Raw genomic sequence first — 22462 nt, forward strand, 5'->3', positions numbered from 1 at the left:
AATACATCAACGGCTTCTATAACCCGCGCCGTCGGCACTCAGCATTGGGAGGCAAAAGCCCCTTGGCCTTTGAACGCCACGTGGCCTAAACGAGCACTCGGAGCGGCACAAATACGCGACAGGTCCAGATCTGCATCAGCCCCATCGCGCCGGCCGAAGAGATGGCTTGGCGGTCGCCCGCGCTTTCGGCGCGCAGCACCGCCCTGATCCATGCCACCGGGACGCCGAAGCGCTGCGAGGCTTCCGCGATATGGGCGGCATAGGGATCGGAGGTTGCTGCACGCTCCGCCGTTTGGGGCTGCGCCACGGCGGCAACGGGTATGGCGGAAGCGAGCAATCCCGCCAGCAGCAGGAGCGCGCATCGGACAGGAGCACCTTCTCCGCTACGACGCCAGCCTTTCAGCGTGCTCGCTGCGGTCAAGGGTACGCGCAAAGCGCCGGCCAATGGCCGCCCTTGACCTGCGCTGCGCGCGCCGAACGACCTGCGTTCGAGCGGGACGGAGGGATGAGACGGTTTTCCCGCGAACAAAGGGATGACCGATCTGAAGAGGATCGCACAGGCGCGCGAGCTGACCGTTCGCATGGCGTCAGTCCTTTCCATCGCGCTTCTGCGGGCGGTTCCAGTGCAGTGACCATGCGCTGCCGGCGGCGTCGTCGCGGAACAGGTTGGCGCGGAGCGGCTGCGGGAGAGCGGGATCGTCGATCAGCAACGCGATGTATTCGCCCGCCCGCTCGCCGGTGCGTTTCCAGCCAGCGCCGATCTCCGGGCCTTCGTCATTGCCGTGGTGAATCCGGTAGTCGGGCGCATTCTCGGCGTCGGACGGCTCGGCCGGAACGACGGTGACTTCGCGGTAGATGGTGAAGGTGTGGATGCGGCCAGTGAAGCCGGATTGCTCGCGCGTGAATGTGCCGATCTGCGGCATGGAAACCTCCTTGCGATTGCGTTGGTGAGGGAATGGGAGCGGCTGTCAGCGCGTCGCCGCACGCCAGACGAAGCGGCGGTCGCCGTTTTCGTCGGTGTAGAGCGGCGTCGCCTTGCCGATGACGGTGCGCGCCGGGATCGGGCCGAAATAGCGACCGTCCAAGCTGTCGCGCACGTCGGGATTCATCAGGAAGATGTCGCCGTCTCCGATGCGCCGGCAGCCATGCCAGACGGGCAGTTCGCGGCCGTGCCGGTCGCGGTCGAGTGCATCGCCGAGCGGCACGGCATCGACGGTCACGGCGTTGCCGGTGCGGCAGACCCGTTGACCGGGCAACCCCATGACACGCTTCATCAGCGGCACGTTGCGACCGATATAGCCGCGCTCCACCATGAAATCCGCGAGCGGCTTGTCCGGCATGACGGCGACCAGATCGCCGACAGCCAGGTCGCGTGGCGGATCGAGGTCGTAGAGACCGATCGGCACGCTGGCCGAGGCGTTCCAGACGAGGCGCAGCGGCGTCGGAATGAATGCGGCAATGGCGACGCCCATCGTCGCGAAATACGTCACCATGACGTAGCCGAAGCGGGTCACTGCTCGATCTCCCGCCGCTTGAGCCACGCCTGATGACGATCACCCGTGTAGGGGCGCGGCGTATGACCGGCGCCGATCCGGTTGCCGACATGCCGCCAGTGGTCGGGCGCGACCTCGCAAGCGTCGATGCCGGCAACCTCCACCGCGTCGATATGGCGGATCACCTGTTCGACCTTGGGCCAGCCTTCGATCTTCAGGAGGATGTCGCCGCCAGGGCGCACGAATGGCAGCGTCTGGTATGCTTCTCCCGGCCCAACGGCCCGCACGATGTCGATGCGCGAGATGATGGTGCCGAAGTCGTTGGCGGCCCAGCGGACGAAGGCGAAGATGCTGCCGGCGCGGTATGAGAAGACGCGACGGCGGCGGTCCAGCACCTGTTCGTGGACCTCGCGGCCGAACCTGATCCAGTTCTCGATCCGCTTCTCGATATGCGTCAGCTCGACATGGGTAAGGCTGTCGGATGGCAACGCGGACGGCATGGGGCCGCCACGCGCGCGGGGCACCGCGGCGCTGGTCATGATGGGTCTCCTTCGGTGGTTGGTGGAAATTCGCGCGCGAGCAGATCGCGCAGCATGTCGGCGACAGTGATGCCGCGCCGGAACGCGGCGATCTTGATCCGGCCGCGCAGCTCGGGCGTCACGTCGATGGTGAGCCGCGCCGTGAAATTGGCCGGATCGGCATCGCGGGGCGGAGCGTCCGCCGCTTTGATCCAGTGTTCGGGATCGGAAGGACGGGCGGCGAAGCCGCGACGGGGCGGACGCTCGCTCACGGCGCTACCCTCTTGATACCGAGGGCGTCGATAGACGCTGCCAGCACAGTGATCTCGCATGCGGCGGGCGAGTCGTCGTCCAGTTCGGACACCAGCCGTCCCGACTGTGCAGCGGCCGCGAAGGCGATGCGCTGCCCAATGGCGGCGGCAAGCACCGGCGGATCGTGATCGGCCAGTGTCTCGGCCGTCTCGCGAGCGAGCACGGTGCGCGCACCGCATCGGTTGAGCACGAAGCGCGCGACCAGATCGGGCCGATAGATGCGCGCCTCGGTGATGAGTGCCAGCATCTCCGCCGATGCCCAGCCGTCGAACGGTGATGGCTGCACGGGGATCAGCACCAGGTCGGCCGCGAGCAGCGCCGAGCGCATCAGGGCGGCGACACGCGGCGGGCCGTCGATCACGACATGATCGGCGTCGCGCACCAGCTCTGGCGCTTCCCGGTGCAATGTATCGCGGGCCAGGCCGACGACGCCGAACGTGCGGGCCAGCCCCTCTCGGGCGCGTTGCTGCGACCAGTCCAGCGCAGAGCCTTGCGGGTCCGCGTCGATCAGCGTGACGCGCTTGCCCTGCCGCGCCCATTCTCCGGCGAGGTTCAGCGCCAGCGTCGTCTTGCCGACGCCGCCCTTCTGATTGAGGAGCGCGACGATCATGGCGCACCCCTACGGGTGACACCGGCACCATGCCTCGCGTGCGTGCGCGTCAAAGAAGAAGAGTTAGATTCTTTGTTAGACTCTAAGTTAGCAGTCGGATTCCGCGTTTCAGGCCAGAGACTTAACTGAGGTTCGTGCGCCCGAAATCCCGATAGTCCTGCGCCTGAAGTCCCGATACCGTTTGCGCCCGAAGTCACGAGCGCTTCCACACCGTTATCCACAGGCACTGTGGACAGACCGGAGGGCCGGATTTGCATCATTTCCCGCCGCCCTTCGCGCCAGATGTCGAGGCGATAGCCGGGCAAGGGCTGGCGAGCGGCGATGCGGCGCAGGTCGAGCGCGAAATCGGAGATGCGTGCGAGGCTGCCCGACTTCTCGTGAAGGTGAGCGATCTCGAACAACCAGCCATGTTGCTGGTGGCCGGCGTGCTTGCGGGCGACGCGGTAGAGCCAGCGTTCGATGCCGCCGGTCAGCCGGAAATAGAGCGGGTCGATGGTCAAGACGAGCGAACGGTCGATGACGCCGCGATAGAACCAGTCGGGCAGGACGAACTCCATGCCCTCGACGCGGCCATCGCGGGTGGTCAGTTCCTCCCATTCGTTGATCCAGGAGAACTGATGCCGTCGCCAATGTTCGCCGTGGCGGATGGTGGTGCGGATCACCGTCGATTGCAGACGGGCGAGCGCGCCCTTCAGCAGGCGGTATTCGCGCGCCCCGGTGGCGCGGCCGATTGCTTGCAAGAGCTGATAGGGTGTGAAGCGCAGGAAGCGCGACGTGCGCAGGCCGTGGTTCTCGGCCTCGACGATCTGGCTGGCGGCCCAGATGAGCACGTCAGCGTCCCAGATCGTCGCCATGCCGTGTTCGGGCATCCCAAAGACTTCGACGCGCTGCCCTCCGGATTCATAGAGGATCGGAGCGATGCGCTTGACCTTGGCGAGCGAGAAGAACGGCCTTTCCATAAGATCGCGCTGATCGCGGGGGCTGGCATCGCCGGTCGCGACCACGAAGGGATCGAGCCGTTCGCGTTCGCTACGCTCTCCCAGGCGCCTTCGGGCGTGATGGTCGGCGCCCGGCATTCAGCGGGACGCCTTTTCGGCGGGGGTCAGCGGACGGGCCGGGAAAACGCGCGTGGCGGTCTTCTCCGACGCTGATTTGCGGATACCATCCTCGGTCCACGCCTGAAGGTCGTCGACGGAATAGACGATGCGCCCGCCGATCTTGCGATAGGTCGGGCCGGTGCCGTAGGTGCGGTGCTTTTCCAGCGTGCGGATGGAAATGCCGAGGAAGCGGGCCGCATCGGGCGCGCGCAGGTATCGGGGCGGCAGCCCCGTCTTCGGGTCTATCATGATCGGATCTCCGGTCGGGTTCGAGCGGGCTACCGAGGGCGGCAGCGGGCTATGGCGAACCGTGGCGGAGATCCGGCGGCTTGCAGCGTGCCGGAATCAGGGGGGTGTGATTCCGGCACCCCGGTCGATCCGGCCCGGGCGGAGCGAAGATCAACGTTGCGGAGGCAGGCGAACCGGATAGTGCAGCAGGTCGCGATAACCGCCGTGCATGTAATGGAGACCATCCGCGACCAGACGCCGAATCTGGTTCTTGCGGGGATCGGTTTCCCAATCGGCCTTGCGTCCGTGAAAGCCGAGAAGCGCTTCGGCAATCTGCCGATAGCTGGCACCATCGAGCTTTCCGTCCAAAGCCCGCAAAGTGAGGACATGCCGACTACGGGTTTGCGGCGGAAGGTCGTGGCGCCAGTCGCCGGGCGGTCGGTGCCGGAGCTCACGCCAGAAGCGCAACAGCGCTGCAATGCGCAGCTCCAGCAGTATGTCGAGCGGAAGCACCACGCAGAACGCGCCATGACCACGCGGCAACGGGTCTGCGAGCCAGAACTGATGTGTCAGATCGCCCGAACGCCAGAGACCATGTGATGCACCGTCCATGGCGCTGCGGAGATCGAGACCGGGCAACGCAGCCAGATCGACCAGCATGGCGGCAGGATCGGCTTCGTCGCCGGGCGAAGAACGCAGCTCGAAAGCGTCAGGCAGCAGTGACGGTAGCCAGAACGGCCTTGCGCGATCGGCGGGCTGATCCGGGTCCGTCGCGAAATCGCAACCCCCAGCGCTCGGAAAACGCGATCCGAGCATTTGGGTTTTCTGACCTGATCGCCTTCATCCGGCGAAAATCGCGACGATAATCTTCGTCGCGTCGAAGATATTCCCAGGCAAAACCGGCAGCAGAAATATGATCTGCATGTGCATAGGCTGCCGGTGCGCGCCAGTCAGAACTCGGCATGGCGTCACCTCATATCTACGCTCATATCAAGCGCAAGAGAGGTGAAGACTGAACAACCTTGGATATATTTTGCAGATACTGTTTCAAGATACCATGATCTTGAAAACACATCAAAAATGGTAAATGTTTTACTACCATAACGGATATGACTTGGCGAGCCGCATTTTGCGCAGCAAGCCCGCCGATCCGCAAAAGCGGATCGGCGCAAAATCGGAGTCCCGATGATGCGGAAAGGCGTAAAGCCGTAGAACCGGATTGGCGGCTCTACGGCTTTGCGATCAGGCGGTTTTCAGGCGCTGCATTCCCTCGGCCAGCGTCCACAGGGCGCGATTGAGGCCGACATTCTGGTCTATGCCGTTAATGGCGCGGGTCCGGCTGCGGCGGATACGCCCGTCCGAAGTCTGGCGGCGTCCGTCGACTCCGCCCCGGATGAGGTTTTCCTGAATGACGTTGAAGGTCTGCCACAGACTTTGCCCGACATCCTCGCGGCGGCGCGGGGCAATGATCTGGTCCGGGCGAACCGGGCTTTCGTCCTCGCCATAGCGGGCGACAAGGCTCGCCTCGGCCAACACGCGCTGCTCGTCGGACGAAAGCCGCGTATCCTTCATGCCTTCCGTGGCGTCGATCAGGCGCGGGAAATCTTCTGCGACGGTATAGACGCCCTCAATGATCTGATCCTGTATCCCGCCCTTATGGGGAACGCGGACTTCCTCGAAACGCTCGCCCGCAATCATGCTGTTGGTGCAGACGAAACGCAGCACGCCCACAAACATCTGATAGGCGCTCGTCCCGTCATGCGAATTGACGATGATGACTTCTGCCGCCTCCTGCTTGCCGATACCGCCATCCCGGCGAAGGCGCAGCATGTGCTTGGCATGGCCCATCCGCTCGCCATCACGCGGAACTGCCTGAACGGCGAAGAACGGGAACCATCCTTCCCGGCGCAGCCCCTCCACGATCTCGATGGTGGGGACGTAAACATAACGCTCTGAACGGCTGTCATGGGCTTCTCGCGCGAAGATGGACGGGACGTGACGGTAAAGGGTTTCGTTGTCGAGGGCTTCGCGCCCGCTGATCTGGTGAGAGTTGCGACCGAACCGGGTAGCGAGACGATAGGTCATAGTCTTGATCCTCATTGGCTTGGGTTGGAGCGCAGCGCTGCGCTGCAACCCTGGCCGTCGCCGAGACCGGGGGGTGCAAGGAGCAAGGGCGGTCGGGACGGAGGGGGATCACCCGGCCTGCACGGAACGGAGGAACGACGTGGAGGAAGGCTGGGGATACCGTCCCGGTCGAGCGTCAGCGATCCCTTGCGCCGCGCCAGGGGGCAGCGCCCCCAAGCAACCCGCCCGGCATGAGCGCCAGCGGGCGCCGGGCAAGAAACCGGATCAGGATGTGCAAAGCCGCCGAATCTGAAAGCCGCATATCCTGATTGCCGTATTCTCTTGAAGGCGCGGACAAGCATGACGAAGCCCCGCTACTCAGGCGGGGCTTCGTAGGTGTCCGGGCTCAGTCTGCGCTGCGGCGGGACCAGATGAGGTTGTGGACCTCGCCGCCTTCGTCCTCGACCAGGCTGGCGTAGATCGGCGCCGGGAAGCTCGGATCGTCCAGCTTGACCGAGAGATATTCGCGGCCGGTTTCGCGGGCGGTCTTCTTCCAGGCCGCCCCGAACTCGGTGACACCGGCGAAGATCCGATAGTCGGGGCCGCGCTCGCTTTCGCCTTCGGCCGGGACGAACTTGGCCTTGACGTTGAGGGCCAGGGTCTTGACCGTGCCGGTGATGTCGCCGTTCGCAGTCTTGGTGAAGGTGCCGATAGTTGCCATTGTCGTGTCTCCGTTCCTCGGGCCGCGCCTATCGCGACCTCGATGGCGGTCGTGAGACCGGAGGCGATCAGCCCGCACCCACCGGGCCGGAATGAAATGAAGGGCGGCTGATGCCGGCTTTTTTGTTTCGCGATGCAAAGCGCGCTCGCGCGCGGCGGAAAAAAGCCGGTGTCGGACGTTGCGGGAGGATGATCGAGGCGAAGCCGGTCTTCGGTCAGACCCATGCCTTTCGAGGACGCCGTAGGTGCGCCCCTGCAGGACGGCAGAGAAACGATGATGCGATCTCGGCCTCTGTCACACGATGAACCTGCGGATGGCATCTCCGGTATGGTCTACGCTGTTCCTGAACAAGGCTGGTTTCTGCTATCGGCGCTGGCGACGGTTACGGCCATGACTCAAGGATTGCGGACGCCACCGCGTTTGGAGCTGCTGGACTGCGCGCTCCCGTCCGGCTTCACTATCGCACGGCAATGCGGGATGGACCGTCGCTCCAAGCGTGCTCCGCTATTGCGGGCGATGGAAAGGGCGAGGTTCGCAAATCCTGAGTCCGCCGCCCGGAGACCGCGGCAACACACCGCTCCCCGTTGTTGCGGGGCTTCACGCGATCCGTAGCCGCTTCTTGCGTTAGCGATCGATGCCGAATGGCGGAAACGCGGCCCCGGCGTGGTTCCGGCGCAGCCGAGAGCGCGGCCCGAAGGGCAACGCCCAAACTGATACACCAATACAGAGCAATCACACCTGCTGACTGAGATACAGTTCCCGGATGATGTCCGTGACGATCTCGAATGTCGTCAGAAACAAGGGCGGGTTCAGTATGGTATCACTTCCATGCGCGAACATATTTCGCATTTTGCTGAGATATTCGATCTCCGCTGAAATTAGATTTTGCTCTTTAGCCGATTTCAACAACTCGTGGAGCATGGCCGGGCGAAGTCGTCCCCTGCTGTTCACTCGGCCAGCAAATTGATGTCCGATGCGTTCGCGTAGAGCCAATTCAAGGCAGGGAAACGTCTGGCTCGCCGCCAAGGTCAAAAGATCATACGAGAAATAGGCATAGATATAGGCGTGGCGAATGGCGTCATGAGATCGCCGGACGGAATCAGAAAGCGAAATGGGAAGCTCGAACGCGCGCATATCCCTATGAAGGTCTTGAAGCGTGGAGCCGATAAATCCGGCGTCCCCTGAAAAATAAGGGTCTGGCTTGGTAAGGTCGGACACACTCTTCAGCACAGGATGATTCTTTCATTCGACGTAAGTTCAAGCAATGATGGGGCAAATCATAGCGCACTTCCGTCATCTACGATGAATCGGTGCTGCTGTGGCTACCAACCGCATCAGCGCCGACGTGCCTGTCACGCCGCCGCCGATCAGGCAGAAGATCGTGCGCCAGACCTCGGACGGCATGGCCTCGCGCGTGATGCCGTGAACCAGTGCGTAGCCCGCAGCGGCGGCAGGCGCTGCGAAAACAAGCGCCACGGCGAGACGCAGCATCGGCGGGCGCACTGCCATGAACAGGACGATCAGCAGACCATAGGCGACAGCGCCTGTTACCAGTCCGACGAGTCCCGCGCCGATCAGGCCGGAACCCGAGGCATAGGCCCAACGCGCCACCTCCACGCCGAGCATGAAGGGCAGCGCATAGACGGCGAGCGTATAGGCCAGGACGCATAGACTGGCGAGCAAGGCCATGGTCATCAGCATGAGCACAATCATCGCAAGTTCCTCCTGAACCGATGACGGCGACGGTCATCGGATCGGTCGCGCGGGGTCGATCCCCGCGCGACCGCGATTTTTCTGCGGGTCGAAAACAGGAAGGCCGGGACCACTCGCGCGATCCCGGCCCGGTCCTCACTCGGCGGCTTGCAGATAGGCGTCGGCTTCCGGCTCGGCGGCAGGCGGCGCCGTACGCAGCACGGTCGGTAGCCAGCCGGTTCCGGCCAGAAGCTGTTCGGCGGCCTGCGCCATCTCCGGCTTCTTCAAGTCCGCGATCCGCTCGGCGGCCTCATCGCTGACGGCTTCCCGCACGGCGGCGAGGATATGCGCCTTGGTGACGCGGCCAAGATAGGTCTGGCCGGTCGGGGTCCAATGCGCCGTCATGTCCAGCATCGTCGCTGTCGCCAGCCTTTCCGCCGTCGCGCGCGCGTTCGGCTTCTGCTCCCACTGGACCTTGACCGCATTGATGGTCAGCGATGCGCAATGCGCGAGCAAGGCCATGAGGCTCACATGGTCCAGACCGGCGACGAAGGCCCACAGGTCCGCTACCTCGCGGGGCATGTCCGATGCCCATTCGGCATGACGATCCGCCAGCGCCTTCGCGGCGGGCGTGTCCTCGATGCCGTCCGCGTGGGAGGCGAGATAGGCGCTGGTCAGGCGGATTTCGAGGCAGGACGCTTCCCCGCCGCGATAGAAGGTCTGCGCCGCCAGCGCGTGGACCACGGCGACAAGCGCCATATCCGTCTGCTCGCCAAGGGCGAGGCGCAGGCCAAGGGTGCGATGGGCGGTCAGATCGCGGATGAGAAGGTCCGACAGCGGCTTTCCCGCATCCCCGGCATCCTCGTCCTCGAGCGCGCAATCTGCTCGCTCGTCCTCGTTTCCCTCGTCCCCGACGATCTCCCCATCCTCGTTGACGGTCACGCCATCCACTTCATAGGTGGCGCTTTCCGCTGCCTCCGGCTTCGGCGCTTCGTCTTCGGCGCGGATGAAACCACGCTCGATCCGGGCTGTGCCGTCATGGTTGAGGATGACGAACACACCGCCGCGCGCGATCTCGTCGGCGTCATAGGCGTGGCGCTTGGCGTCGATCCGCTCGATCTCGGCTTCAAGCTCCGCGAGCCGCTGATCCACCTCGTCGGGAAGGTCCACGTCCGCATCCTGCCATTCTGCCGACAGGCGCTCCAATTCCTCCTGCGCGGCGTCATAGGCGGCGGCATCTTCCTCCGACAAATCCACCGGATGCGGATAGCTGCGGCGCAAACCGTGGGCATGGGGATAGTCGATGTGAGCGGCGGTCCACTTCCACCCTTCTGCCGCCTGCACCTCGACGGCGATGTCTTCCAGCTTTCCGATGACAAGCCGGTCGAGCAACGCGGCATCCTCGAAATAGCCGCCCCGATCCTCGGTGAAGAGGTCGCGGATGATCGTGCCGCCTGCCTCCGTATAGGCGTTCGCCCCGACGAAACGCGCCCGCCGTTCGGTCGCCTCCACATTCGCCTTGGTCAGATCACGCCGGATCGTCGCGGGTTCGCGGTTCCACGACAGGTTATCGAAAACCTGTTCCTGCCGGTCGTGATCCTCGGTGATGGCGAAGGCCATCAACTGATCCAGCGACAAGCCGCCATCCCGATAGACCTGCATCAGCTTCGGGCTGACAGCGCCAAGGCGAAGCCGCTGCTTCACGACATGGGCCGAAACGCCGAACCGGGCGGCAATCTCTTCCGCGCCCCATCCGCGATTGTCCGCCAACTCCCGGAACCGCTCGAACTGGTCGGCGGGGTGCATCGCCTCGCGGGTGACGTTCTCATCAAGGCTGATTTCCGCCGCGTCGTTCTCGGTATCCAGAACGCAGCGGATGCCTTCCGTCTTCTTGATCTGCTTGCGCTTCACGCGCAGCAACTGCGCGAGCCTGCGGCCTTCTCCGATGGTCACGAAATAGCTGCCGGTCGGTTCGCCCTCCGCGTTCGTCTCCGGCTCCACCACCAGATTTTGCAGCATACCCTTCGCCGCGATGCTGGCCGACAGCGCTTCGATATGGGCTTCGCTGTGCGGGGTCTTGCGGGCGTTGCGGGGCGACTTCTTCAACTTGTTCAGCGGCACGAACAGCACCGCGCCGTTTTCGGCGGCGGGGACTTCGGAAACCGTGGCGGTCGTTTCGATGGTGTTGGTCATAGTCTTGATCCTCATTGGCTTGGGTTGGAGCGCAGCGCTGCGCTGCAACCCTGGCCGTCGCCGAGACCGGGGGGTGCAAGGAGCAAGGGCGGTCGGGACGGAGGGGGATCACCCGGCCTGCACGGAACGGAGGAACGACGTGGAGGAAGGCTGGGGATACCGTCCCGGTCGAGCGTCAGCGATCCCTTGCGCCGCGCCAGGGGGCAGCGCCCCCAAGCAACCAGCCCGGCATGAGCGCCAGCGGGCGCCGAGCAAGAAACCGGATCAGGATGTGCAAAGCCTCAGAACCTGGGGGCCGTGCAAGCTGATCGCCGCAGCTACCCTTGTGGTGAGGTATGACCCAGTTCAACAGCCTTGCGACGCTGGGCGGTCGTCAACGCGGTCCAGAACCGATGGACGCGCGCGGTCGGCATTTGTTTCAGATCGTTGATATGTTGGGCGCGGCGAAGCTCGATCTGAAAGAACGACGGGTGATGATCGATGTTGAAAGCCTGAAGCTTCCAGAAGACGACGGCAGCGTATTTGGGGGTGAGCTTCTTGTTCTTGCGATAGTAATCCAGAGCGCCCGACAGGATCGGGTTCTTCTCTCTTTTGCGGCAAGCTGTTCAAGTGTGCGGATGCAGGATTCCAAGTGCATCTGCTGGGTCAGCTTGGTGAGGTGACGCTTTGCCTCGGCCGGCGACAGGCGTCTGCCTTTCTCGATGACCGCCACATCGAATTGAAGTATGCAGTGGGAGCCGACCCAAAGCGTCGCATCTGTATAGTGATTGGCGATCTCGAAGTGGTAGCGAAGGTCTTGCTGACCGCAGAGTTCACAGGTTTCGATGGGTTGTTCGTGATCGACCGTGTTATCGGTGAAGGACCACTCGTTGAACGCGGCCGGCAGGGTTCCCGCCACTGAAAGCGGAAGAATACTGTCACGAACCCTTTGCGTGTACCCGCCCATGATGGTGCTGCCCGTTATTTAAGAGCGCTTACCTTAGCCTAACTCCTATTTAAGCCAAGCGCCAATTGCTTAAATAACGCTGCGCCCGCATAATGGGGCATGTCCGAATCAGCTTCCAACCTCCGGCTAGGCCGCTTTGTCGAGACCCCTGTTGCGGGCGAAATCGTGCGTGCCTTCGTGCCGCCTCCACTGCCGCCGGAACCGCCGATCGACGTGCTCACCCTTCTGGAGCGGCTAAGTCTGGCGGAACGTGCCTTGGGGCGCCTGGACGGCATCACTATGCTGCTGCCGCGCCAAGAACTGTTCCTCTACATGTACGTGCGGAAGGAGGCCGTCCTTTCGTCCCAAATAGAAGGAACGCAATCAACCCTTTCGGACCTGCTCCGCTTCGAGACCGAGGCGCAGGCCGGCCAGCCGATCGACGACATCCGCGAAGTCTCGAACTACGTCGATGCGATGATGTATGGGCTGGAACGGCTGGAAGAGCTACCGCTGTCACTGCGTCTGATCCGCGAGATGCACGAACGCTTGCTGCAAAGCGGACGCGGCGGGACGAAAAATCCCGGCGAGTTTCGGCGGTCTCAGAACTGGATCGGCGGCTCACGTCCAGCCAACGCGCTGTTCGTGCCGCCGCCGCCGACCGAGATGGACGGTTGTCTCGATGCGCTTGAGCGCTTCATGCACGAGGACGGCTCCCGTCTACCCGCCCTCATAAAGGCCGGGCTGCTGCATGTCCAATTCGAGACCATCCACCCGTTCCTTGATGGCAATGGCAGGATCGGCCGCTTGCTGGTGACGTTGTATCTCTGCGTCAACGGTGTGCTGCGCAAGCCGCTCCTCTATTTGAGCCTGTACCTGAAAACTCATCGCGCCGACTATTACCGGCTGCTTCAGGAGGTGCGCGAGCATGGGGCATGGGAAGCCTGGCTCGATTTCTTCCTCACCGGCATTGCGGATACGGCCAATCAGGCGTTCGAGGCCGCTACCCGTATTGTTGATCTGTTCAAGGAAGACCGCGAGCGGATCACGACAGAGAGCGACCGGGCAGGCTCTGCACTGCGTATCCACGATCTGTTTCAGCAGAACCCGTTCCTGACGGCCAACCAGCTCGTCCAACAAACAGGGCTTTCGGCTCCGACCGTGAATGCGGCACTCGCCGATCTGGAACGGTTCGGCATCGTTGAGGAAATCACCGGGCGCAAACGGGGGCGCGTGTTCAGTTACCGGCGATATCTCGCCATCTTGAGCGAGGGAACCGACCCGCTCCCCACAACGGCCTGATGGAAGGAAGCCTGTGCGTATCGAATCCGTAACCCTGTCCGGCTTCCGCTGTTTCGGTCCCGACCCTATAACCGTGCCGATCGCATCCGAGATTACGGCTGTCGTTGGTCCGAACGCAGCGGGCAAGACGGCTCTGCTGCATGCCATGTCGAAGCTGTTCGGCGTGTCCCGCGCGCAGCGCACCGTTCTACGATCCGATTTTCATCTTGGCGCAGATGACGATCCCGAGGACCGTGAACCAAAGGATATGTTCATCGACGTGCTGATCGGTTTGCCAGAACTGGCCGACGGCACAGCGACGCCAGAAACGATAGCACCATCGTTTCGGCACATGCAGATTGCGAGAGCAGGTGATGATCCGGTCTGCCGCCTACGTCTCGAAGCGCGATGGGAGGATGACGGTACGGTCGAAGGCGAGGTTTCCCAAGATTTATTCTGGGTGGATACGCTCGACGACGATCCGGGTGAGGACAAATGCCACCCAGTCTCGGCAGCGGATCGTGGTTTAATTCAACTCTATTATACGCCCGCCAGCCGGGATGCGGCTGCGCAAATCAAGGCGACCACAGGCGCGCTTGCTGCCCGCCTATTGCGGGCTATCGAATGGTCATCCGAAACTACGGACGCGGTCGAGGAGGCTTCCGAGAAGCTGGCGACAGCCTTCGAGGAGGAGTCGGCAATCGCGGCGATCGGCAAAGCCCTGCAAAAGCGCTGGTCGGGCCTCCATGATGATATTGTCGATACCAAACCGCGGCTCAGCCTGGTCAGCCGCCGCTTTGAGGAGGTGGTCAACAAGATCGCCGTGATCTTCGAGCAGGGACCGGATGGCCAGGAACGCGGACTAGATGCCCTAAGCGACGGGCAGCAATCGCTCTTCTATTTTGCGCTGGCCGCAGCCGTGTTCGATCTGGAGCGCAAGGTGGTCGCCGGAACGGTCGAGGGCTTCCGCGACGACACGCTACGAATTCCTGCGCTTACGCTCTTTGCGCTGGAAGAGCCGGAAAACCACCTCTCGCCCTACTTCCTCGCCCGGATCATTCGCCAAGTTCGCTCCTTGACCGACGCAGGTGGCGCACAGGCCATCGTCACAAGTCATTCGCCGGCGGTTCTGAGCCGCGTCGATCCGCGTGAGGTTCGCTACTGCCGCTGTGACCCGAAGACACGTGTCTCGACGGTCAAGAAGATCAAGATGCCGGCAGGCGTCGATGAGACCGCCAAATTCGTCCGTGGCGCGATGCTGGCCTATCCCGAACTTTACTTCGCGCGGTTCGTCCTGCTGGTCGAAGGTGATTCCGAGCGGATCGTTTTGCCTCGTCTGGCCGAGGCGCTCGATCTCCTGATCGATCCGGCCTTTGTTGCGATCGTTCCATTGGGCGGACGGCATGTGCAACATTTCTGGCGGTTGCTGAAACATCTCGGAATTCCACACGCGACGCTCCTTGATCTCGATCTTGGTCGCGAAGGCGGTGGATTTGGCCGTGTGAAGACCGCGATCGAAAAGCTCATCGAATTTGGCGCGCCAAAAGCTGCACTTCTGAAGATTGATGGCGGCACGCTGTCCGACGAGCGCTTTGCGAAGATGCACACTTGGCAGGACGAGGAAGATCGCAAGATTCTGAATGGATGGGTCAATTGCCTCAGGCCGTATGGCGTCTATTTCTCGGCACCGCTCGATCTCGATCTCGCCATGCTCGAAGCATTCCCCGATGCGTACAAGGCGATAATTCCCAAGGGTGGAGGGCCGAAAATGGCGGCTGATAAGGCGGCGGAAGTCGTACTCGGGACGGCGGGGCCAGGAACCACCATCTACACTGGTCCATTCAAGGACTATCCGGCGCTGCTCCCCGCCTACCGGTATCACTTCCTCACCAACAGCAAACCGGCGACACACCTCGCTGCCCTGACGCACATCAAGAAGAATGACTTGGCTGAGAAAATGCCTTCCGTTTTGGCCGAGGTTCTCCAGCATATCGCCAAGTCGTTGCGGCGGGATTAGCTATGGCGGTGCTCTCGCGACGGGTTCGGCCGGATGATTGGAAGCCCGTGGGGGTAGACGCACTCGAAGCGAATGCGCTCAAGGTCGTGCGTTCGACGGACAACCGATCCGTTATCGCTGGCCCCGGTGCGGGCAAAACCGAACTGCTGGCGCAACGCGCTGCCTATCTCCTCCAGACCGGCGAAGCGCCGCCGCCGAGGCGCATTCTCGCGATCAGCTTTAAGCGTGACGCCGCAACGAACCTCGCTGCGCGCGTCCGTCAGCGCTGCCATCGAAATCACGCCGGGCGCTTTGACTCCTTGACGTTCGATGCTTTTGCCAAGGGATTGATCGACCGCCTTGGACAGGCGCTTCCTGATCGCTGGCGTCCACGCCCCGACTACGAGATCATTTTTCCCAACGATCGGGATTACCGCGATTTCCTGTATCAGCAGGTCGGCACACCTCCCGCAACAGTGGGCACCTACGCTGACCTCCAAGGCATCGCAGTGAAAACCTTTGAGCGGCGTCATCTGGTCGGATCACCGCTACCGTTGGACGGCTGGTCAAATCCGACAGTCGGCCAGTGGGCGGCGGATCGACTTTGGCAAACGTCACTCCATGAGGGGAAGAAAAGCGTCCTGTCATTCCCCATGATTGGCCGGCTCGCTGAACTCCTGTTGCGCGTCAATCCGATGGCGCGCGATGCGCTTCGCCTGACCTATTCGCATCTGTTTATGGATGAGTTTCAGGATACGACACAGGTCCAATACGATCTGGTTCGCACGATCTTTCATGGCACGGATACGACTATAACTGCCGTTGGCGACAACAAGCAGCAGATCATGCGCTGGGCAATGGCGATGGACGATCCGTTCGCCGCTTTTGATGCCGATTTTGCTGGCAAGCGAACACCGCTCTATAACAACTATCGTTCTTCGCCAGAACTCGTGCGCATCCAGCATGTCCTTGCACAGGCTCTGGACGCTCGCGCCGTAGCACCGATCTCAAAGACCACGGGCACAATCGCCGGAGACAGTTGCGCGATCTGGGATTTCTCCACACCGGAGGTCGAGGCGGCTCGCTTGGCTGCGTTCGTTGCCGCTGAGATGAAGGAACACAACCTCGGCCCGCGTGATTTCGTTTTGCTGGTTCGGCAAAAGGCGCCCGACTATGCAGCCGTGCTTGAGCCGGCCTTCAATGCCGCCGGCATTCCCCTGCGCAACGAGGCAGGAACAGTTGGGGCGGTCATGCTACAAGAATTGCTGGCGGAAGAAGCGTCTGAGCTGGCAATTGCCATTTTGCGCCTCGCTATGACCAACCGCGCTGGTCGGTATTGGACGGAATGCCAAGAGGCGCTTGCGGCGCTGCACGGCATCACGCCTGATGACGAAGCCGCGCAGTCCAGACTTGCCCGCGAGTTGGATACCTATGCGATCAATCTATCCAAAACGCATCCTACCCCGCCAAAATCGAAGGCGGCGGCACGAGCGATCATTGACGACATTGTATCATTCGTTGGCCGAGATCGGCTGATTGCAGTTCACCCCGCTTATGGTCAGGGAGGCTGGCTGGAAAAAGTATTGGAGGCCGCTGCCGTGCATTTATCCGCGTCGTCAGCCAGCGGCGGCGAATGGTCAACGGCGCTCGACACCTATGAAGGCGTCCACGCAATACCTCTAATGACAATCCATAAGAGCAAAGGGCTTGAATACCACAGCGTCATCTTCGTCGGCCTGGACGATGGCGCATGGTGGAGTTTTGCCAACGACCAGGTCGAGGCCACGGCTGGCTTCTTCGTCGCTTTTACTCGCGCGAAGCAACGGGTTGTCTTTACCTACTGCGCTCGCAGAGGCGCACGAAGCAAGATTGCGACGCTGTACGGTTTGCTGGGAAAGGCAGGCGTCCGGACATTCTCGATGACTTGACTTGAGTTGAATAGTCAATTCTCCAACTATGGAGAGTGGATGATCAAGCGGCTTAACCGCTGAAGGCCTGCGATTGGACTTGTACCGGTTTTGCGCCGGTCACTTATCTCATTATGCCACCTTGGCTTCGAACGCGAGCGGGCTGATGCCGCCCAGATATGAATGGCGGCGACGGGAATTGTAGAAGCCGTTGATGTACTGGAAGATGGCCGCTTCTGCTTGCCGCCGGGTTGGCCAGCTTTGCCGCCAGATCATTTCCGCCTTCAGGGATTTGAAGAAAGTCTCGACAGCGGAGTTGTCGTAGCAGTTGCCCTTGCCGCTCATCGATGGACGCAGGCCATAGGCCTGCAGCTTTTTCTGATAATCATAAGAGCAATATTGGCTGCCGCGATCGGAATGAAAAATGCAACCCTCGGGGGGCTGGCGAAGGCGCACCGCCATGTCCAGCGCCCGGATCGCCAGATCCTTTTTCATCCTGTCGCTGACCGCCCAGCCCACGACCCGACGGCTGTGAAGGTCAAGAATCACAGCGAGGTAGAGCCAGCCTTCCGATGTCCAGACATAGGTGATGTCGCCCGCCCATTTGCGGTTGGGCGCATCGGCGGCAAAATCGCCGTCCAGCCAGTTCGCCGCGACACCCAGGCGATGGTGGCTATCTGTGGTAACCTTGTGCTTGCGCGTGCGGACTGGCTTGATCCCGTTGATACGCATGAGGCGGCCAACCCGGCGCTCGCCGACATCAAGTCCCGCCTCTTTCAACTCCATCGTCATCCTGGGACGACCGTAGCTGCCAAGGCTCAGACTATATTGCTCCCGGATATGGGCCAGCACCTTCATGTCCCTCCGCTCCCGATGGCTGATCGGGCGCGAACGCCAGGAACGGTAACCCCGCTCGCTGACCTGCAAAACACGGCACATCAATTCCACCGGCCAACGATGCCGCCAGTTGTGCACAAAGGCGAACCTCACGGCCTTTGGCTCGCAAAGAACTGAGTGGCCTTTTTTAGGACTTCCCTCTCCTCCCGGAGCACGCGGTTCTCCAGGCGAAGCCGTTCATTCTCCCGCGCCAGATCTGCCTGCGGCGCGGACACCATGTCCGACGGTCGATAATGCGAAACCCATTTGTTCAGGGTCGACTTGCCAACGCCCAAATCCGACGCGACCCGTTCGCGCGGCAACCCGCTCGTCAGCGCAATCCGCACCGCCTCCTGCTTAAACTCTTCACTATGCTTGATCATTTCGCCGGTCTCCTTGAACGAGCCTTAAACTCTCAAGTGACCGGCGCAAAACCGGTACAAGTCCACTTCCCCCCTGGACCAACTAGTGACGCTGGCCACGGAAATCGGAAATTAATCTGCTGGCCGTGCTGAATACGGGATGCGAAAACGAGAGTGATGGAGTGATCTCCAGTCTCCAAAATTAGATCTGCGGAAGGCGGCTTTCCAAAGCCAACCAAATGGCGAGTTACTGCCCCCAACTCTTTGGCGCGTAACGGCTCAGGTATCTCCGCATGGTGAACCAGCAAACCAATTAACGTTTCGCGGGAAACTTCACCTTCGATTGCATGATCCAGGGCCGCCGCAGTTTTTGCGACCAACGGCGAGGCGTAGCTGGTTCCACAACCATCAGTGACCGTGCCATCTGGCAAAATGGAGAATAGGCCATGCCCCAATGTCGGATGCAGCGTACCAGAGCCACCGACATGAGCGAGATCAGGCTTGACGCCAGAACGAAGCCCCGGCCCCCTGCGGCTGAAGCGGGTGGGTGCGAATGGCAGGCAACCCGCATGGTCAGGCGGGTTTACAGCCGCCACAGCAACGTTCCGGGCGCTTTCTGCCGGAGTGAGAAGACCATCGTTACGAGCAAGCGCTAGGTTAGCTAGAGCCGCCGCAGTATCAGACGGCCACTCCGCTCGGAGATCCTGCGGCTGGATGTTGCCCGCAGACACGAACACCACAGCGTTGTTTTCTTCCGCAAGACGATCCAGACGGACGGCGTGCGGACTATATCTGTCAGGCGCAGCAGGCTGAAGAATGTTCAGGCTCATATTAAATACGCGCACACCATGTCGCGCACGGGCATCGGCCACAGCGGCATCCATTTCATCGAAGAAATGTGGAAGTCCGCCCGAATAATAAGATGCGAAAGCACCCGCTTTTCTCTCGTTGGGAAAAATCGCGAGATCGACAAGCTCCGTCCCATCTGCCTCCGGGCATGTGGCAGCACCGTTGAGGCTGGAGCCCACCACCGCAAGGCCGCCAATAAACGTGCCGTGAGACAGGTCCATGTCTTCATCAGCAAGAACATCCCATCGATCGATAACCCAATCTGCCAATGCCGGGCTGAGACCTCCGTCAATGATTCCCAGCTTCGGATGGGAGCGCCGACTGTCGCGAACGGGCATGGTGGCATTGTCCGGGCGGACACGCACAGGTACCGAAGGCCGAGCCGAACGAACGACGATACCAGGCAGTTCAATGCGCTTTACCAGCGGGTGCTTGTCGAGAAAATCCAGCAGTCTACCGTGACGCTGAACATCTGGATCGAAAGGAGCCAGATCACGTCGCTCTTTGGTCGGCGTTCCTGTAAGGCGCAGAATTGCACCATCACCGGCCTGATCAAGGCGTACCGCCAGCATCGGCAACTTGTTTCGCCCGACGGGCAAACGCTCGACTGACATGCTGTAACCGAGGCGGTTAAAACCATTTACGAAGGATTCAACGAGACGGCGATGAGAGTCATCAAGACGATCCCACTCAGATCGCGGGGGCACCACGTCGAACAACTCCACCTCATATCCGCTGCCGGTCATGGGGTTTGAAAGCCAGGCAACGGCCTCCTCGACGGAAAACCTACGTTTGTCGGATGCCCCATAGAGTTCGATCCGCTCGATGGCCCCGGTCTCGCTCTTCTGAGCGGAAGGGTTGGGAACTTCCTTCCCTTTGCTTTCATCGAACTTCATGCGCGTCAGCGTTTCGGCCTTCCCGATCTCAGCCTTGACCTTCGCAAGCGCGGATGGATGCCCCTCGACAATCATGACACCAAGGTCGCCACCGCCAACGACTGGTGCGCGGTCATTTCGGAACAGCGCCCCAACGGGACGATGACTTTTGGCCCAGGCCTCCCGTTTCAGGATTACCTTCACATAACCGATCGGACCTTGCGATTGCGCAGAAAGGACATCGGATATCGTGTCGAGCTGGCTCATGAGCGCAGCCTTGTGTGCGCCAAAATCGCGATCCCGGTTGGCGAAGAAATCCTTGCGCCCGCCGCCGCCGCCGGCCTCGCGCGCCTCCTCGAAATTCTCCGGGTTGAGAACGATCTGAATAGGACTAGCCATGCGTCACCTCGCCATCACCCGATTTTCCGCCCTGACGACCAAGCCATCTGCTGATTGTGGATTTGTCCTTCCCGGCGATATCCCCAATATCGCCCATGGAAAACGCAAGTACGGGATCTTCATGCATCGCTCGAAAGAGGTTGGCCGGATCGTCAAACAAAAGTGCTCGCCGCTCGCTTTGAATGCGAGCTGCATTGAGCGTTGCGAATTGCCGGAGCGTATCTAGCAAGCCACGACGATCCTCCTCTCGAACCGTCGTGGCTTTCTTGTAAGTACGAACAAGCGCTTCGATTTCCGCGCCAGTTGACCCTTCGGTAAACCACGCAATTAATCGGAGATGATTGTCCGGTGCCTGGACCGGCGGCATGAAATGCTGCGCTATCGCCTTTCTCACAGCAAAATCGGGCTTCGGAATCTCTAGCTGGATCTCAAAGCGGCGCCAGACCGCAGGATCAAGAAGCTTGGGATGATTAGTGATACCAATGGTGAGGCCAATATTCTGACGCACATCCAAGTTTTGAAGAAGTGCATTTACAACACGCTTTATTTCGCCGACCTCCTGCGGATCATCCCGCACCTTCGCAATTGCGTCGAATTCATCGAGTAGAAGAACACAGCGATAGCGGTTGGCAAACGTAAACAGATTCCCGATGTTCCTGGCCGTTGTCCCAAGGAACGAAGATACCAGTCCATCCAGCTTAACAAGTATAACTGGCAAATCCAGCTTTCGCGCAATCCAGAGAGCCAAGCGCGTCTTCCCGGTGCCTGGCGCTCCATACACCAAGCAGGTTTTCGCCGGCGAAATGTCGACGACTGACAGGGCTTCAAAATTTGTCCACTCATCGACGATCGTGCTCACAGCTTGAGCAACGGTCGGATTGAACAAGGGCGAATCAGCATTGATCTCTGCTGGAAAGATAATTTCCGCCAGTGGCGCCGAGGTTTCACGGTCTACGGGCACTGGCGTGTTACGGCCCAGCACTTCACCGGAAAGCGTTGCGCGAGAGCGCTCGATACGGCTGGGGGCCATTTCCTTCAGGCGCTCTGCCGCAGCCAGAATACCTCCAAGTGACGCAGCCTGCTTCTCCTCCCCATCCTTACTCAAGGCATCGCGCAAGCGCTCGACCTGTTTGCGCAATGCTGGGGACGGCTCCGCCATGGCTGCCCGACAAAGGGCCTGAATGATTGAGAAGTACTCCATGTGCGCTTAATCCGTGATTTGATGCATGCTTGATGTCGTGTGATGCATATAGCGCGGTAATTGTTGCACGTCAATCGATATCGTTGTATGAGTGCTCTTGTCCGATGCGCATCGCCGAGCATTCGTTGCACCTGAAGTGAGGCTTGTTGCAAAACCGGACGTGGATCACGGCAAAACGAAAGGAACTCGCGAATGTCCAAAGGTAAAAGCAGCGGGGGCACTCATCACGTAGTCCCGAACCCGAACGGCGGATGGGACGTCCGTCGAGGAGGTAGCGACCGATCGAGCGGCCACTTCGACATCAAACAGGATGCAGTGGATCGCGGTCGTCAAATCAGCAGAAATGCCGAAACGGAACTGAAAATCCATAACCGAGATGGTCGGATCGGACAGTCAGACTCGCATGGGAATGATCCTCGCAACATCAAAGGATAGCCGAAACCCCTCCATGGCTACCCAAAGGCGCGCGATCGGCACCGATAGCAGCCGATCGCCGCACAGATTAAATTTTCATATCTGTAATCAGATGCTTATGACTATTTCGTAGTGCTCATCTTCGTCGGTCACTGCCCGCCATCATATCTATAAAGCGTTGCTTTATATGCAAAAAAATAACTGTTTTCTATAGCGTCAGGTCTGTTTTCCACTGTTCTGGACCTGCTCTGTTCCGCGCACGGCCCTGCGGGTGTAGCGGGTGTAGCGGGACACATGTTCTGTTGTAGCGGGACACATGTTCTGTCACTCAGGGACAGAGATATTGTCAGCAGCGCGTTTTTCGTGACCGCGCCTTAAACACTCCTTTCAAGCCCCCTTCATTGGCCCCCGACAGTCGGATCCGGCAGGGGATCGGATGCCACCGGATA

The 22462-nt window shown here is 61.0% G+C and carries 23 protein-coding genes; 4 read left to right on the forward strand and 19 right to left on the reverse strand.

Going from position 1 to position 22462, the window contains the following annotated elements; translation table 11 throughout:
* Positions 1-85 precede the first annotated feature (85 nt).
* From GL284_RS19480 to GL284_RS19550, 16 genes are all read right to left on the reverse strand, one after another.
* Entirely contained in the window at positions 86-583 is a 498-nt protein-coding gene (locus tag GL284_RS19480; RefSeq protein ID WP_155046143.1) for a transglycosylase SLT domain-containing protein, read from the reverse strand.
* Positions 584-587: 4 nt separating this feature from the next.
* Positions 588-923, reverse strand: a complete 336-nt coding sequence (locus GL284_RS19485) for a DUF736 domain-containing protein (RefSeq protein WP_155046144.1) — start codon at positions 921-923, stop codon at positions 588-590.
* Between the two features lie 45 nt (positions 924-968).
* Positions 969-1514: a S26 family signal peptidase gene (locus GL284_RS19490; protein ID WP_341870514.1), complete on the reverse strand. Its 546-nt coding sequence runs from the start codon at positions 1512-1514 to the stop codon at positions 969-971.
* Positions 1511-2032 carry a DUF2840 domain-containing protein gene (locus GL284_RS19495; RefSeq protein ID WP_155046145.1) on the reverse strand — a complete coding sequence of 174 codons (522 nt, stop codon included), beginning with the start codon at positions 2030-2032 and terminating at the stop codon, positions 1511-1513. Before GL284_RS19495 ends, GL284_RS19490 begins: the two co-directional genes overlap by 4 nt.
* Complete coding sequence (locus tag GL284_RS19500; protein WP_341870513.1) at positions 2029-2283, reverse strand: hypothetical protein; 255 nt, start codon at positions 2281-2283, stop codon at positions 2029-2031. Before GL284_RS19500 ends, GL284_RS19495 begins: the two co-directional genes overlap by 4 nt.
* On the reverse strand, positions 2280-2933 hold the full coding sequence (gene parA, locus GL284_RS19505) for a ParA family partition ATPase (RefSeq protein WP_155046147.1): 654 nt from the start codon (positions 2931-2933) through the stop codon (positions 2280-2282). The genes GL284_RS19500 and parA overlap by 4 nt, the downstream gene beginning before the upstream one ends.
* Complete coding sequence (locus GL284_RS19510) at positions 2930-4009, reverse strand: replication initiator protein A (protein WP_155046148.1); 1080 nt, start codon at positions 4007-4009, stop codon at positions 2930-2932. Before GL284_RS19510 ends, parA begins: the two co-directional genes overlap by 4 nt.
* The gene (locus tag GL284_RS19515; RefSeq protein ID WP_048646203.1) at positions 4010-4279 is read right to left on the reverse strand and encodes a helix-turn-helix transcriptional regulator; all 270 of its coding nucleotides are present in this window, start codon (positions 4277-4279) and stop codon (positions 4010-4012) included.
* A gap of 150 nt (positions 4280-4429) precedes the next feature.
* Positions 4430-5074 carry a DUF2285 domain-containing protein gene (locus GL284_RS19520; RefSeq protein ID WP_230383189.1) on the reverse strand — a complete coding sequence of 215 codons (645 nt, stop codon included), beginning with the start codon at positions 5072-5074 and terminating at the stop codon, positions 4430-4432.
* The gene (locus GL284_RS21970) at positions 4968-5222 is read right to left on the reverse strand and encodes a transcriptional regulator domain-containing protein (RefSeq protein ID WP_425274250.1); all 255 of its coding nucleotides are present in this window, start codon (positions 5220-5222) and stop codon (positions 4968-4970) included. Before GL284_RS21970 ends, GL284_RS19520 begins: the two co-directional genes overlap by 107 nt.
* Positions 5223-5500: 278 nt before the next feature.
* Entirely contained in the window at positions 5501-6343 is an 843-nt protein-coding gene (locus tag GL284_RS19525; protein ID WP_155046149.1) for a DUF932 domain-containing protein, read from the reverse strand.
* A 385-nt stretch (positions 6344-6728) separates the two neighbouring features.
* Positions 6729-7043 (reverse strand): DUF736 domain-containing protein, encoded by a 315-nt coding sequence (locus tag GL284_RS19530; protein ID WP_155046150.1) that lies wholly within the window; start codon positions 7041-7043, stop codon positions 6729-6731.
* Positions 7044-7775: 732 nt separating this feature from the next.
* On the reverse strand, positions 7776-8261 hold the full coding sequence (locus tag GL284_RS19535) for a hypothetical protein (RefSeq protein ID WP_155046151.1): 486 nt from the start codon (positions 8259-8261) through the stop codon (positions 7776-7778).
* A gap of 75 nt (positions 8262-8336) precedes the next feature.
* Complete coding sequence (locus GL284_RS19540) at positions 8337-8756, reverse strand: hypothetical protein (RefSeq protein ID WP_155046152.1); 420 nt, start codon at positions 8754-8756, stop codon at positions 8337-8339.
* Positions 8757-8891: 135 nt separating this feature from the next.
* A complete protein-coding gene (locus GL284_RS19545) occupies positions 8892-10928 on the reverse strand; it encodes a ParB/RepB/Spo0J family partition protein (RefSeq protein ID WP_155046153.1) in 2037 nt (678 codons plus the stop codon).
* A 418-nt stretch (positions 10929-11346) separates the two neighbouring features.
* Entirely contained in the window at positions 11347-11874 is a 528-nt protein-coding gene (locus GL284_RS19550; RefSeq protein WP_230383188.1) for a hypothetical protein, read from the reverse strand.
* Positions 11875-11973: 99 nt separating this feature from the next.
* On the opposite strand from GL284_RS19550, the gene GL284_RS19555 reads away from it, so the two are divergent.
* Genes GL284_RS19555 through GL284_RS19565 form a run of 3 tightly spaced genes read left to right on the forward strand, consistent with a single transcriptional unit; the run spans position 11974 to position 17058 of the window.
* Positions 11974-13155, forward strand: coding sequence for a Fic family protein (locus GL284_RS19555; RefSeq protein ID WP_155046154.1), 1182 nt, complete (start codon positions 11974-11976; stop codon positions 13153-13155).
* A 13-nt stretch (positions 13156-13168) separates the two neighbouring features.
* Positions 13169-15151, forward strand: a complete 1983-nt coding sequence (locus GL284_RS19560; RefSeq protein WP_341870512.1) for an ATP-dependent nuclease — start codon at positions 13169-13171, stop codon at positions 15149-15151.
* Positions 15152-15153: 2 nt separating this feature from the next.
* Positions 15154-17058 (forward strand): UvrD-helicase domain-containing protein, encoded by a 1905-nt coding sequence (locus GL284_RS19565; protein ID WP_155046155.1) that lies wholly within the window; start codon positions 15154-15156, stop codon positions 17056-17058.
* Positions 17059-17169: 111 nt separating this feature from the next.
* Here GL284_RS19565 and GL284_RS19570 read toward each other — a convergent pair.
* The 3 genes from GL284_RS19570 to GL284_RS19580 form a co-directional block, all read right to left on the reverse strand.
* Positions 17170-18296 (reverse strand): IS3 family transposase gene (locus GL284_RS19570; RefSeq protein ID WP_155046156.1). Its coding sequence is split into 2 segments (ribosomal slippage): positions 17170-18065 and positions 18065-18296, totalling 1128 coding nucleotides; the frame shifts between segments, so codons are not numbered across the junction.
* A 32-nt stretch (positions 18297-18328) separates the two neighbouring features.
* Positions 18329-20398, reverse strand: coding sequence for a S8 family peptidase (locus tag GL284_RS19575; protein ID WP_155046157.1), 2070 nt, complete (start codon positions 20396-20398; stop codon positions 18329-18331).
* Positions 20391-21599 (reverse strand): AAA family ATPase, encoded by a 1209-nt coding sequence (locus GL284_RS19580; protein ID WP_155046158.1) that lies wholly within the window; start codon positions 21597-21599, stop codon positions 20391-20393. The genes GL284_RS19575 and GL284_RS19580 overlap by 8 nt, the downstream gene beginning before the upstream one ends.
* A 192-nt stretch (positions 21600-21791) precedes the next feature.
* Here GL284_RS19580 and GL284_RS19585 point away from each other — a divergent pair, with 192 nt between their 5' ends.
* Positions 21792-22034, forward strand: a complete 243-nt coding sequence (locus tag GL284_RS19585) for a DUF2188 domain-containing protein (protein WP_155046159.1) — start codon at positions 21792-21794, stop codon at positions 22032-22034.
* Positions 22035-22462 lie beyond the last annotated feature (428 nt).

The organism is Paracoccus shanxieyensis, from assembly GCF_009711265.1.
GTDB lineage: Bacteria > Pseudomonadota > Alphaproteobacteria > Rhodobacterales > Rhodobacteraceae > Paracoccus > Paracoccus shanxieyensis.

Bases quoted from the DNA above. Each gene is read 5' to 3' on its own strand.
- GL284_RS19480 (WP_155046143.1), bottom strand. From the start codon at position 583: ATGCGAACGGTCAGCTCGCGCGCCTGTGCGATCCTCTTCAGATCGGTC.
- GL284_RS19485 (WP_155046144.1), bottom strand. From the start codon at position 923: ATGCCGCAGATCGGCACATTCACGCGCGAGCAATCCGGCTTCACTGGC.
- GL284_RS19495 (WP_155046145.1), bottom strand. From the start codon at position 2,032: ATGACCAGCGCCGCGGTGCCCCGCGCGCGTGGCGGCCCCATGCCGTCC.
- parA (WP_155046147.1), bottom strand. From the start codon at position 2,933: ATGATCGTCGCGCTCCTCAATCAGAAGGGCGGCGTCGGCAAGACGACG.
- GL284_RS19510 (WP_155046148.1), bottom strand. From the start codon at position 4,009: ATGCCGGGCGCCGACCATCACGCCCGAAGGCGCCTGGGAGAGCGTAGC.
- GL284_RS19515 (WP_048646203.1), bottom strand. From the start codon at position 4,279: ATGATAGACCCGAAGACGGGGCTGCCGCCCCGATACCTGCGCGCGCCC.
- GL284_RS19520 (WP_230383189.1), bottom strand. From the start codon at position 5,074: ATGCTCGGATCGCGTTTTCCGAGCGCTGGGGGTTGCGATTTCGCGACG.
- GL284_RS21970 (WP_425274250.1), bottom strand. From the start codon at position 5,222: ATGCCGAGTTCTGACTGGCGCGCACCGGCAGCCTATGCACATGCAGAT.
- GL284_RS19525 (WP_155046149.1), bottom strand. From the start codon at position 6,343: ATGACCTATCGTCTCGCTACCCGGTTCGGTCGCAACTCTCACCAGATC.
- GL284_RS19530 (WP_155046150.1), bottom strand. From the start codon at position 7,043: ATGGCAACTATCGGCACCTTCACCAAGACTGCGAACGGCGACATCACC.
- GL284_RS19540 (WP_155046152.1), bottom strand. From the start codon at position 8,756: ATGATTGTGCTCATGCTGATGACCATGGCCTTGCTCGCCAGTCTATGC.
- GL284_RS19545 (WP_155046153.1), bottom strand. From the start codon at position 10,928: ATGACCAACACCATCGAAACGACCGCCACGGTTTCCGAAGTCCCCGCC.
- GL284_RS19550 (WP_230383188.1), bottom strand. From the start codon at position 11,874: ATGGGCGGGTACACGCAAAGGGTTCGTGACAGTATTCTTCCGCTTTCA.
- GL284_RS19555 (WP_155046154.1), top strand. From the start codon at position 11,974: ATGTCCGAATCAGCTTCCAACCTCCGGCTAGGCCGCTTTGTCGAGACC.
- GL284_RS19565 (WP_155046155.1), top strand. From the start codon at position 15,154: ATGGCGGTGCTCTCGCGACGGGTTCGGCCGGATGATTGGAAGCCCGTG.
- GL284_RS19575 (WP_155046157.1), bottom strand. From the start codon at position 20,398: ATGGCTAGTCCTATTCAGATCGTTCTCAACCCGGAGAATTTCGAGGAG.
- GL284_RS19580 (WP_155046158.1), bottom strand. From the start codon at position 21,599: ATGGAGTACTTCTCAATCATTCAGGCCCTTTGTCGGGCAGCCATGGCG.
- GL284_RS19585 (WP_155046159.1), top strand. From the start codon at position 21,792: ATGTCCAAAGGTAAAAGCAGCGGGGGCACTCATCACGTAGTCCCGAAC.